The following is a 13,309-nucleotide window of genomic DNA, read 5'->3' as shown; positions in this document are numbered from 1 at the left end:
TACCGCCTACCCCCGTCCCGGGACAACCGATGCGTCCGCGGATTAAACAGTCCACGCTGTGGCTAATCATTGCCGGCTTGGTATTGTTGACGATACTGGTATTTAGTCGCGGCAACGGTGATCGTTCCGAAATCACGTACGATTTCTTTTGGCAGCAATTAAAAGCCAATAATGTTTCCGAGGTCGATTTCGATAGCCAATCGCTTTTGCTGGGCCGGTTCCGTAAGACTCCCGACGCACCTCCGAAGCCTGCTGGTCCGAGCAGCGAATCGAAGTTCGAAAGTTGGTTTTCGGAGTCCAAGCGCGAACCGCTGAAGCAGAATTTCAGCGTAACGCTGCCGCCGGCCGACAATCCGGAGTTAATGAGCACGCTAACAGAAATGAGCGAAAAGAAAGGGCTGAAGATTAACGCTCAACAGCCTTCCGACAACACGCTGATTCCCCTGTTGCTGTATTGTTTTGTGCCGCTGCTCTTGTTGTTTGGGCTGTGGCTGATGCTCCGCCGCACGCGCGATCAGTTCCTAGGCGGCGGCATTTTGTCGGGCTTTTCAAAAAGTCCGGCCAAGCGCTACGAGGAATCGAACAAGCCGATTACGTTTAAGGACGTGGCCGGCTTGGAAGGGGTGAAAAACGATCTCCAGGAAATCGTCGAGTTTTTGAAAGCCCCGGAAAAATTCACACGCCTGGGTGGACGTGTGCCCAAGGGCGTATTGCTGATGGGTCCGCCGGGGACCGGCAAAACGCTGCTAGCGCGGGCCGTGGCGGGCGAAGCCGGTGTGCCGTTTTTTTCCATCAGCGGGTCCGAATTCATTCAAATGTTTGTCGGCGTAGGCGCCAGCCGTGTGCGCGATATGTTCAAGACGGCCAAGGAAGCCTCGCCGTGCATTTTGTTCATCGACGAAATTGATGCCGTCGGCCGAATTCGCGGCGCCGGCTTGGGCGGCGGTCATGATGAGCGCGAGCAAACCCTGAATCAAATCCTCAGCGAAATGGACGGCTTCAGCCAGACCGAAGCGGTCATTGTGCTGGCGGCCACCAATCGGCCCGATGTGCTGGATCCAGCGCTGTTGCGGCCCGGCCGGTTCGATCGGCACATTACGGTCGATCGTCCCAATCAAAGAGCCCGCATGGCCATTTTCAAGGTTCACACGCGCGATGTGCCGCTGGCGGATGACGTTAGCTTGGAGCGTTTGGCCGCCGGCACCGTGGGGCTAACCGGCGCGGACATTCGCAACCTGGTGAATGAAGCCGCCTTGTGGGCCACACGCAACGGCAAAGACAAAGTCGATATGGACGATTTTGAATTTGCCCGCGACAAAATCTTGATGGGCCCCAAGCGGGACGAATTGCTCAGCGGCAAAGAGAAAAAAATGACCGCCTATCACGAAGCCGGCCATGCGTTGTTGGCGTGGATTTTGCCCGGCGTCGATCGGCTGCACAAGGTGACCATTATTCCTCGCGGCCGGGCACTGGGCGTGACGCAACTTTTGCCCGAGGAAGACCGGTTCAACATCGGCCAAAGCGAACTTGTGAGCCGACTGATTCTGGGGTTGGGCGGCCGGGCGGCGGAAAAATTGATCTTCAACGAATTTAGCGCCGGGGCCGAAAGTGATTTAACCCACGTCACCAAGTTGGCCCGCAAAATGGTGGCCCATTGGGGCATGAGCGACCGGGTTGGCCCGGTGGCGTTCCGCACCAGCGAAGAGCATCCGTTCCTGGGCCGTGAAATTGTCGAGCAGCGCGAATTCAGCGAGCATAGCGCGCGAGTCATTGATGAAGAAGTGTCGCGCATCTTGCACGAGGCGGATCGCAAAGCAATGGACTTGCTCCAAGAGCATCGGCAAAAGCTCGAAGCTTTGTCTGCTGCGCTAGAGCAGCGCGAGATGCTCGATGAATCGGAAGTGGAGCAAATTATTGGCCCTTCGCCGTACCCCCGCTCCAGCGCCAACGGCCAGGCGGAAAAGCATTCGGGAAATGGCCAACCGGCCGGAAGCCAAACATCCGCGAGCCAACCCGCCGGTGGCTCGCCAGGTCCGTGTTGAATTCTGCAGGAAATATCGCAGCGACAATAACGAGCCTGCAGCGCCCGGCACGAATTTACTCTAGTTTTTGGAAGAGCGGTGGACCGAGTTTTACTCGTACCGCAGCGCTTCGATGGGATCCAAGCGCGAGGCTTTCCAGGCTGGATAGAATCCGAAGACAACTCCCACGGTGACCGAAACCGCAAACGCGGCGACAATGGCGGGGATAGAAATTTGCGTGGGCCAGTGCATGAAGTGCTTCACCATCATCGAAGCACAGCGGCCTAAAATGATTCCCGTGGCGCCGCCGAAAAGACACAACACGACGGCTTCGATCAAGAACTGCCGCAAAATTTGATACCCTCGCGCGCCAACGGCCATGCGGAGGCCGATTTCCCGCGTACGCTCCGTGACCGAAACCAACATAATATTCATAATTCCCACACCGCCTACGAGCAGCGAGATCATGGCCACGATGAGCAGAAGACCGCTCATCAAGCTCGATTGCTGCGTCATGGTTTTGCTGAGCTCGGTCATGTCGCGAGTGTTAAAATCATCGGGCTCATCGGGGCGTAGGCGGTGCCGCTCGCGCAACAGGGCTTTAATCTCATCGGTAGCTTCCGGAATTTCCTGGGCACTTTGGGCGACAGCGACGATGGTGTCGACATTGGTGAATCGAATCGGCTGGGGACGATCGGCCTGTTCAGTGGGCGAAAGGGCCGGGTATAGCGCCTCGGCTCCTGGATAGACGTTGCTGAGAGTATTGACTTGTTGAGTCGCTGCAGCCCCCGGGGCGCTGGTAGTTGTCGTAGACGCGGCGGAGCTTTGATTGACGTTCTGAGCACTGCTGCCGGCGACGCGGTATTTGATGGTGCTCCATGGTGCGATCACAATATCGTCTTGGTCCTGACCAAATGTGTTCGAGCCTTTTCGGCTGAGCACGCCGACTACTCGTAAGGAAACGTTTTGAACCCGGATGGACTTTCCGACGGGCGATTCGTTTTCGAAGAGGGCGCCAGCGACGGTCTCCCCGATGACGCACACTCGGCTGCTATTCAGTACGTCGTGATCGGTAAACATTTCGCCAGCGTCCATATCTTTCCAATCGCGCACCTCGAAATATTCCGGCGTTGTGCCAAACATGGTGTTGGGTACCCAATTGCGATTGCCGTAGATCACCTGCGCGCGAACACGGACGAGCGGTGCGACCGACTTGACCGCCGAACATTGGAGGCCGATTTCATCGGCGTCTTGGGGAGTGAGCGTCAGTACGGTGCCACTGCCAAAACTGACGCCTGCGCTGGCGGCAGCGCCAGATTGTACGTACAAGCTGTTGGCGCCCATGCTGGCAATCGAGGCTTCAATGGCGGTTTTGGCGCCTTGGCCAATTTCGATCATCGCAATCACGGCGCACACGCCGATAATAATGCCCAGCGTGGTCAAAATGGCCCGCATCTTATTGCGGCGCAAAGCATTCAGCGCCGTGCGCAGGGTTGGCGGCATCATGGCGGCCAGTTTGCCGTGATGAATGTGCTTTTCCGGATCGGTTGCCGGCTCGGAACTTTCGGCCGAAAAAGTGCGAATCGCAGGTTGCCCACTGTCTGCGGCCGGAGCAGTTCCCGTTGCCGCTGACAACCGAGAGGGAACAGTTTGCGGGAGTGTCGCGGTCACCGAGGCGAAGGTGGTGCTTTGGGAAGCAGAACCACTGCCGGCTAACTCTGGACTGGCGGCAACAGGGCCGAAATGCGCGTGGGCCCCGGATGGAGTCAGCGCAGAGCGGCCATTTTCATGATCCGCGTAACCGTTGCCATTGGTCGAGCCGGCAACGGTTGAATGGCCATTTTCTGACGCCGCTTCGGTTACGCTGTGCGACGAAGTTGAAGGAAGCGGATCAGAGGCCCCGTCACTTTCAATCAAGCCGTCAGCAATGCGAATGGTGCGATGGGCGTATGCCGCCACTTTTGGATCGTGGGTAACAATGATGACGGTAATTCCCGCGGTGTTCAAACGCTGGAATAATTGCAGCATTTCCACGCTGGTATGCGAATCCAAATTGCCGGTGGGCTCATCGGCCAGCACGAGCGCCGGCTGATTGACAAGCGACCGAGCAATCGCCACACGCTGTTGCTGTCCGCCGGACATTTGCGATGGTTCGTGATCCAACCGCTGCCCCAGGCCGACGCGATCCAGCAACTCCAAGGCGCGGCGTTTGGCTTCGCTATGGCCGAGTCGGCTGGTTGAATAATCGAGCGGCATCAGCACGTTGTTGATGGCTGTAGTGCGCGGTAGCAAGTTGAAACTTTGAAACACAAAGCCCAGTTTGGCCGTGCGCACTAGTGCCCGTTGGTCAGACGTGAGGTTGCTCATTTCATCGCCATCTAGCCAGTATTCGCCGGAACTGGGCCGGTCGAGGCAGCCCAAGATGTTCATCAGCGTCGTTTTACCCGAACCGCTGGCGCCCATCAAAGCGACCATTTCGCCCCGATTGACGGTGAACGATACGCCCCTGAGGACGGGCACGTCGATTTCGCCAAGATGATAGGTTTTGTGCAGGTTGACGACGCGGATGAGCTCCGTGCCGGCTGCATGTTGCTGGTCTGGCATTGGAGACCTCATTACTTGGCTCCCTTTCCACCACCCTGAGCGCCACCACCCTTTTGTCCACCACGATTGCCACGGAAGAATTGCGGAGCGAACGGATTGGTCTCGCCGGTCTGGTCCTGAGCGTGGATTTCGCCAACAACGACTTCCAATCCAGCTTGCACGCCATCGCCGCTGACTTCCGTGTCTTGATCGTCGCTGTCTCCCTTGTGTACTTCGATTGGTCGGACATAGTTTCCATCTTTTACCCACAGAATACCATGTTCAGTATGTGCTTTGCCGTGGTGGCCATGCCCCGCCCCTTTTTTGCTACTGGAATCGGCTTTGGCAGTGTTCTTTTCGGCGGGAATCGCGCCACCGGATTTTGGAGTTGAGTCGTCGGATGGAGCCGCGTCATCCGTTTTTGCGGCTTCGTCGCCGGGTTTGGCCTCGTCTTTTGCCACAGGGGCGGCGGCACCGAGCGATTTATCCGCTGTTGCCGCGCCCGATTTTTCGCCTTTCTCGCTGCTTTCATTTCCGGGCTGATCCGTGTCTTTGCCGCCCCCCGCTGTTTTGAAGGAATCGCGAAACTCGGGGGCAATTTGCTCAAGCCGCGGATTCCAGCGGAGTGCGGCATTGGGAACCAACAGCGCGTCGTCGTGCCGTTCTACTTCGAACTTAACCGGATCGGTCGTGAGATATGGAAGCAATTTCAGATTCGAATTATCGGCATCGATCACGACGGTATATGTGACCACGTTTTGGTTCGATTGCGCGTTCAACCGAATTTGTGAGACGGTGCCATGAAATGGCTCGTCAGGAAATGCTTCCACCTGGAACGAAACCGGCATGCCCAAATGGATGCGGCCGATATCGGCTTCGTTCACACTGGACCAAATTTGCAGCTTGCTAAGGTCTTTGGCGATAAGGAACAAGCTTTGAGCACTAAAAGTGGCGACGACCGTCTGGCCAATATCGACGCGGCGGGCCACAATGGTGCCTTTTACCGGCGAGGCAATTTTGGTGTAACCCAAATTGACCTCGGCCAGCTTTTTGGCTTCGGAAGCTTGCTTGATGGTGGCTTCTCCCACATCGACGTTGGACTTGGCAACTTCGTAATTGGCTTTCGCCAGATCGTAATCGCTGTCGGAAATGGCCTTGATGGGCTCAGCGCCAGCGGCGTCAAGCTTACTGCCGGTGGGCGACAAATTCGGGAGTTTGATATTCTTGAGCACTTGCGCCCGCTTCCAATCTGCTTCGGCCTGGTTGAGCTTGGCTTTGAGTTCGCCCAAATCGGCCTGCGAACGCAGTAGATTTGCGTCGGCCTGTTGGTATTGCGCCTCGTAAACGGCGGGATCGATTAGCGCCAACACGGTGCCCTGATCGACCGGGGAGCCATAATCGATGTGCTTGCCCTTGAAGGCGGGATCGTAATCGATGCTTTTGGGCCGAAGGGTCGCGTCGCTGATTCCGCGCGGATCGTCCCCTAATGTCAATACAGGGCCCACAATTTGTGCGCCCACGTCTACCACTTCTTCGGGCTCCAACGTGCCGGTGGCGTTGACGGTGATGATCAAGTTTCCGCGCGTGATTTCGGCGGTGCGAAAATTGGCCGTCGGCTCGCTGCCGATGAATTTGCTGTAGATTGCTGCTCCACCGGCGATTAGGCCAACCAATACCAAAATGCTTGCGATAATTCTCATAGTTGTGTGGGTCGAATTCAGTTCGTGTGTGTCTGTAAAGCTGCCGTCGATGGCCGTGATTAAATCCTTATCCGATGTCCGCGCCATTCCCCTTGTCGTTTACGCTGCCGTTGACGCTGCTTGGATGGACACCATTTCCATTTGTCTTGGATGCAGCGCAGGCAGTCAACAATAATTGCAAGGTGGATAGCACTTTAACCTGCTCCGGAGGTGATAACTGTTGTAGTGCGGCCGATGCACGATCTACTCGACCGCTTTCGCGCAGCCGCATGATGCGCTGGGCCCGCGCAGTCAATTGAAGCGAGCGCACACGCCGGTCTGTCCCAGCCAGCGATCGCTTGACCAGTCCAGCCCGTTCCAGCCGATCGGCAATTTGCGTCATGGCAGGCAACGATACGTCTAGTTCTCGACTCAAAGAAGACATGGAGCGCGCGCCCTCATAAAGCATGGCGCAAACCCGCAATTGCCGCAGCGGCAATTCCGATGCTTGATCGTCCTCGACTGCGAACAAATCGCGCATCAGCGACATCAGCAGTGTGGTAACATCTTGGGCGATTTGCTCGGAATTCATTTTCTGATCGTGCAAGTTCCACGTCGAAAGATCATTGCCGTCACGCTTCGCGGCCGATGGACGGTGCTTTAGCCGCCGGTCTTTATCTAGTATGCTGGTCGGCTTCCCTTGTTTCATGCCGCTATACTATTAACACACATTAACTAAGTCAAGTTCCGCACGGACCGGCCGATTTGCAATCTGAATCAGGAGGACGACGTCAACAAATACCGCAACTCTTTTAAGAGTTGGCATTTACGATTGCACGAGTCGACGCGAAAAATCTTCGAGCAATTCGCTTGCCGGGCCGGTTTTGACGGATTTTATTTAGATTCCGGCGACGAAGGTGCCGGAGAAACAACCGGCATCGGGGCGGGAAGCAGTGGCGCGGAGGGCACGGTTAGCGGCGCATTAGATGGCGCTACGGTGGGCGCCGCCGACATGGGAGCCGTGGCGGGTGAGGAAGATTTTGGCATTTCCACAGGCGCAGGAGTCGGTATTGTTCCTTGCGGCACGGGTGGTAATGGAGTTATCGGCAAGGCGGAATTCGGAGGCGCGACGATTGGATTTTGACCTTGGGTGGGGAACGTCGGCAATTGCTCGACCTGTGGTGGCAGTTGCTCCGGAGCTACCGCCGCGCCATTCAATGAACCGGGGGCCGTGCCAGTTCCAGCGATTGCTGGAGAGCAGCGAATTTGCCAACCGCCGCCTAACGCGCGGTAGGTGTCGATGAGTCCCAGCGCGATTTCCCCGCGCGATTGGGCCCACAAGTCTTGTTGCTGGATTAAGTTTTGCAGAATGACCGCATACCGATTGAAATCGGCCCCGGCGCCTGTAATGGTGGTGGGATTTTCGTATTGCGCAATGACCACTTCCAGCGCCAGGTAAGCGGCATCGACGCTGTCGCGCAGCAGCTTGGTTCGTTCTTGTGCTTTGACGAACGTAACAATGCCGTTTTCGACTTCTTGATCGGCAGTAAGCACTGCTTGCTGGTAAAAGGCGACATCTTCCTTGAACGTAGCATCTTGCAGCGCGATATTATTTACCAACCGTCCGTAGTTCAAAATGTTCCATTGGAACGATGGCCCCACGCTGCTGTTGAATGCTTCGGGCGTAAACAATTTGCCCAAGCGGGCCGCCTGCCAACCGAGCGTGCCATTAATTGTGAACGCCGGATATAACGCGGCTTCTGCAATGCCGATTTGCTCGGCCTGCGAGGCGGCAGCGCGCTCGGCGGCACGCACATCGGGGCGGCGGCGCAATAAGTCGGCCGGAATTCCCACAACCACCGATTCCGGCGTGGTGGGAATATTACGTTTCTCGGCTGAGTTCAGCAGGGGTTCAACGTCAACCGGTGGAATTCCCAACAAGGTGCACAGGCTGTTTTCGTTCAGCCGCATATCGATTTGTAATTCAGCAATTTGGGCTTGGCTTTGCTTCAAATTGCTGACCGCTTGCGCTTTGTCCAAATCGGTGATGCCATGAAAGCCGGACTTCAGTTGCGTATCGATAAATGTCAACACGTTTTCTTGCACTTTGACGGTGTTTTCCAACAGCCGAATGCGCTCTTGGTCGGTGCGAATTTGCACGTAGGCCGTGGCCATGTCGCCGAGCAGCGTGACCAGGGCATCGTCGTAGCTGTAAACCGATGCGTCCAAAGTATCTTCGGCGGAGATAATGGCGCGACGAAACTGGCCCCAAAAATCCAGTTCCCAAGCCAAATTGAAATTGAAGTTCCATTGGCTGGAATAATTCAGTCCGCGGGCAAAGCGAGTATAACTGCCGTTGGCCGTCTGGATTTGCGGGAAGAATTCACCCCGGGCAATTCCTAATTGAGCGCGGGCTTCCAATACGCGGAAACCGGCTTCGCGGAGCGTCAGGTCTTGCTGATAAGCATTGATCATCAACTGATTCAGCAGCGGATCGTTGAACACGGTCCACCAAGAGGCCAGGTCGTCAGATTCGCTGCGAACTCGCTGGTCGCCTTCGTCTATCCAGTGATCGGCCACTAAAGCCGGTAGCCGCTTGTAGTTTGGCCCGACCTTCAATCCATTGTGAACGTAATCGCGGAAACTCGTGCATCCGCTGAGGAGCACTAGAAATGCCGCTGCCGGCGCTATGCATCGCCGCAGAAAACAGAGCATTCTTCTCTCCTGGTTAACGCTGGAGTGGAACATCAGGCAATGGATGCCACCCTCGAGTTGTCCTGATACACGTGACGCTCTCGACAACAATCCAACGGCGGCAGAACCGGGATATTCGATCTTGGGACCAAAAGCCGTTAGAACTGTGACAGATGGCTTCTGTGTTGCTATCGACAGAATCGGTTTAACCGAATCTTGCGCAGCAATTTTGCCCGCAGCAACGTTAAAAGGCGTAAACCTTCCGCCATTTACCACAACGGCGGATGCCGACGGAAGATTAGCGGCCGGAAGATGTTAGAGATTGAAGAGGACGCCAAAGCGGCGTGCTGATCGCTGCCAGCAACGAAATACTGTCCAACCGACACTGCCCGCAAAGTCATCCTGAATTTCCCGGCCCTCGGTAGGCAGCTACCAATTGGCCGTCGGCGAACAGCTTTTTGTCGGAAGTTACCAGCGGTACCCCAGGCCGCCGGAGCCGGCGTTCAACGTCATTTTCGTGTTGGTTTGCAGATCGTAATTCACGAACATGCTCCAACCATCGACCATTTCCCACGTGAGATTGGCGCCCACAACACCCCAATCGCGGCCCATGTCTAACCCGCGCACAATAAATGGCGAGCCGCCCACCGGTACCATCGTGGCAGTCACCGAGCTGTCGGCGTCCAAGTATTCGTGTAGCCACATGGCATGAATTTCCGGCAGCGTGCGCCGGCCGTTGCGATTGGTTAAGGCATATTGCAACCGAGCGCCCACCATGCTGCGTAGCGAATTGGTGGTGTCGCCGCCGCCTTGTAAATCCAATGCCGTATTGGATGCGCCAGATTCGGTGAAGCTGTTTTGCCGCACGAAAATGTATTGCACGGCGACAAAGGGTTGCAACACATAATTACAACGCTCAAAGCTCACACCCCGTTCAGCATATAAGAACGATTGCCAATCTCCGTAATTCGAAGTGTTTTGAGTGACGATGGTATCAATCGACAAATTCCGGGTGGTGCTATCGCCGTCGAATTCAAAGCCGCCCAAAACGGTGTAGTAATTGAAGCCGTCGTCGGCGAACATATAACCGCCGAATTGGCCGCCGTTGATATTGGCTGTTTGACCGTTGACCGCATTGAGGTCAGCGCCCACGTAGGCCCCGTAAAAGCCCAACAGGTGGCAATCATCTGCCCAGCGTTCCATCCCAGCCACGACGCCGCCCATGCCAAAACTTGCGGCCGTGGCATTGCCATCGGATTCGGCGCTGCCGCCCATCCCGAAGCCCATGCCCCAGGCCGTTCCTTGTGGGCCGCACCCGCTAGGGCAACTTTGCATTTCCGGTTCACCATCCGGCCCTTCGCTAACTAAGGCAATGGGAGCTCCCACGGCGCGGCCTACCGAGCCGTTGTCTGCCACCGCCAGTGGTCCACCCGGTGCAAATGGGGCGGCCCGCAAGCGTGCGGCTACCTGGCCGATGACCAATGATGTTCCGTTGACGTTCAATTGGGCCATCGTCGGATGAATGTCGCCGCTGATCTGAGTCAGGGCATTGGCAACCTGCGCCGTGGTCAGTCCGGAAAGCGTGTTAATGAGCGCCTGAAAATCAGCGTTTACATTGCCCACGTTCGTATTCAGATAATTGGCCACTTGGGTTTGATTGAACGTTGTAGCTGCCGGGCTGAAGTTCGCGGTCAATGTGAAACTGACATCCGTCGGACTGCTTTGATCCAACGTGGCAGTCACAAATTGCGAAGTGGTGACGGCGCTGGCAAAGGAACCCGTTCTTGTGCCGTCGGTTAAGAACGTGTACACGGTGGTGCCCGATTTATCGAAATTTCCGGAGCTCAAATCGACGTGCACCGTGGCGTTATTCACGCTCACATTGCCGCTAGCAACGAGCTTACTGACGTTTTGAGCATTGGCGTCGTTCACAACCACATTCATCTTTGTGCCTGATACGGCATTGGTGACATCGCCAGTGACGGTCAGGGTGCCGGTGGTGTTTGCAGTGCTGCCGGAGTTGCCAGGGCTGATTGTTCCACTGTTGCTAACATTGCCGTTGATCGTGCCAATGCCGCCCAAAGTGGCGCCAGAAGCCACGGTTGTGTTATTGCTGGTCGTGCTGCCGTCAACGTTCAATTGCCCGGCATTCACAGTGCTTGGGCCGGTGTAGGTGTCCGTGCCGCCGAGGCTCAATAAGCCGGTGCCGTTCTGCGTGAAGCTACCAACGCCGGAAATCGCATTGGCAACGGTGACCGGATCACTGCGGTCGTAAATCAAGGCGCCTTCATTGATGACCGCGCCGGTCCCAATCGAGCCCGTGGTTCCACCATTGCCAACCTGCAATGTTCCCGTGTTGATAGTCGTCGTGCCGGTGTAGCTGTTATTGCCAGTGAATGTAACCGTGGCGGAGCCGTCCATCTCCACGTTGCCCCCCGTGCCGCTGATCGCACCTGAATAAGTTCCGTTGGTGGTGTTCGTGAAAGCGACGATGCCAGTGCCGGCGGCGTTAATGTTCCCTTGGATGCTGTCCGTAGTGCCTTTCAGCGTACCGTCGGACACGTTCGTACCACCGCTATACGTGTTGGTTCCCGTGAGAACTAATGTGCCATCGCCCGATTTTGAAAGCGCTCCCGACCCACTAAGGCTTTGGTTGACGGTGAAATTGTTGCTAGCGTCGTCGATTTGGAAACCGCCGTTGAATGCCGTAGCGTTGATCGTATGGTTGTCCAAATTCGTCAGCGTGGTACCGGTAACTTCCAGCGTGCCGCCGAGGAAGTTGACGGCGCTGCCATTGTTGCCGAGGTTGGCGTCGGTTGAGACCGAAACCGTGCCGCCGGTGTTCAAGTTGGTGCCGCCCGTGAACGTGTTTGTTCCACTCAAGATCAACGTGCCGCCATTGGCATTCACGGCCGTTGCGCCTGAAATGGCGCCGGCGAGCTCTTGGTTTCCGGAAAACATGTTAATGGCCGATCCTGCGCCGCCGTTAACCGTTCCACTGTATGTTGAAGTTCCCGGGTTAGCGATCGTCAGCGAGCCGGTGCCCAAGGTAATTTGACCGCTGTTCGACCCCGTCAGGGCAAGCGCAGTGACGGATCCGTTATTTACGGCAAGTATGCCATTGACCTCATAATTGGCCGTCGGTAACGAACCGGTCGCTCCAGATTGTAATGTGCCCTGCAAAACATCGATGTTTCCGCTGCCGAATGTATTTTGGTTGTTGGCATTGCCCAAAGTGAGCGTGCCGGTGCCGTTCAATACAAACGTGCCGCCGCTGCTGGTAATGGTGCCAGCATAGGTGTCGGAGCCACTGGTGGTGTCGGTCAATGTACTGGTCGATTCCAAATTGACAGTGGAACTAGCGCTGGCCCCGCTTAGCGAAGTAATGGTAGCGTTAAAATTGTTCAGATCGAGCGAGCCGCCGCTCAAGGTATAGTTGACATCGGGCAAAGAAGTATTGCTTCCTGCCTGAATCGTACCCGCGGTAATGATCACGGGTCCTGACTCGCCGCTATTGTTGCCGCTCAGAAGTAATGTGCCGGTCCCATTTTTAGTAATTCCTGCGGTTCCTGTAATGGCTCCGCTGATGTTGGTGTTCTGCGCGCCATCGATGGTCAGTAAATTGCCTCCGGCAGTAATTGTAGTGCCGCCGAAAACTAAGTTGCCGCTCGCTGCATTCCAAGTTTGTGGAGTACCCAGTACTATAGAATTATTGATGGTTTGCGTATTCGAGCTGTTGTTTACAACTCCGCCGCCCTGGATAGTTAAAGGGTTGTCTATAAGCGCGAACGCACCGGCCCCGCTGTCAAAATTGAGCGAGTTAATGTTGTAGGCAGAGTCCACGTCGGAAGTGAGGGAAGATGGCAGCACGCCGGCAAAGTGAATGTCTTCGCTGCCGTCGTTGGCCGGTACACCACCGGTCCAATTGGTTGCGTTGGACCAAACGTTATTTGGCGCATTTCCGCCTCCGCCCGTCCACGTATCTGTGGCCGCGCGGGCTGCCGCGCTGCTGAGAATGGTCGTGGTAAGCGCCAGCATGGACGCCACGAGGCCGAAAATACGCCCCACCCGAAATCGTTTCCCGCTCATATTCGAATCTCCCAAGCGCACTCGGGCATAGCGCGGGAACAATTCGCGCGCAAAGCCCCGGAAGTGCTGCTAGAAAATTCTCGTCAGGAAAAGCAGGTAGAGTTTAACGATTCTTCCGGTTCTACCGTTTCTAACGCTAGCGTAAAGATGACCGAACGTTGAATCCGAGAAAGCATGCCAGCATGCAGCAAAGCGATAGCATGGCGAGAATCCAACTTGCCGGTTCTGGCGCGACCACAAATT

The 13,309-nt window shown here is 56.0% G+C and carries 6 protein-coding genes; 1 reads left to right on the top strand and 5 read right to left on the bottom strand.

Annotation, left to right across the window (positions count from 1 at the left end; translation table 11 throughout):
* Positions 1–29: 29 nt before the first annotated feature.
* The gene (gene ftsH / locus VFE46_00140) at positions 30–2,042 is read left to right on the top strand and encodes an ATP-dependent zinc metalloprotease FtsH (GenBank protein HZZ26382.1); all 2,013 of its coding nucleotides are present in this window, start codon (positions 30–32) and stop codon (positions 2,040–2,042) included.
* A 90-nt stretch (positions 2,043–2,132) separates the two neighbouring features.
* Here the strand turns inward: ftsH and VFE46_00135 are convergent, their stop codons facing one another.
* From VFE46_00135 to VFE46_00115, 5 genes are all read right to left on the bottom strand, one after another.
* Positions 2,133–4,625 carry an ABC transporter permease gene (locus VFE46_00135; GenBank protein ID HZZ26381.1) on the bottom strand — a complete coding sequence of 831 codons (2,493 nt, stop codon included), beginning with the start codon at positions 4,623–4,625 and terminating at the stop codon, positions 2,133–2,135.
* Positions 4,626–4,636: 11 nt separating this feature from the next.
* Positions 4,637–6,391 (bottom strand): efflux RND transporter periplasmic adaptor subunit, encoded by a 1,755-nt coding sequence (locus tag VFE46_00130; GenBank protein HZZ26380.1) that lies wholly within the window; start codon positions 6,389–6,391, stop codon positions 4,637–4,639.
* Entirely contained in the window at positions 6,372–6,992 is a 621-nt protein-coding gene (locus VFE46_00125) for a MarR family transcriptional regulator (GenBank protein HZZ26379.1), read from the bottom strand. The genes VFE46_00130 and VFE46_00125 overlap by 20 nt, the downstream gene beginning before the upstream one ends.
* 185 nt (positions 6,993–7,177) lie before the next feature.
* Entirely contained in the window at positions 7,178–8,998 is a 1,821-nt protein-coding gene (locus VFE46_00120; protein HZZ26378.1) for an efflux transporter outer membrane subunit, read from the bottom strand.
* Between the two features lie 447 nt (positions 8,999–9,445).
* Positions 9,446–13,066 (bottom strand): autotransporter domain-containing protein, encoded by a 3,621-nt coding sequence (locus VFE46_00115; GenBank protein HZZ26377.1) that lies wholly within the window; start codon positions 13,064–13,066, stop codon positions 9,446–9,448.
* Between the last annotated feature and the right edge of the window lie 243 nt (positions 13,067–13,309).

The sequence above is a fragment of the Pirellulales bacterium genome (assembly GCA_035656635.1).
Lineage (GTDB): Bacteria > Planctomycetota > Planctomycetia > Pirellulales > JADZDJ01 > DATJYL01.
Note: the sequence above shows the minus strand (reverse complement) of the source record. Positions and strands in the feature narration are given on the sequence as shown.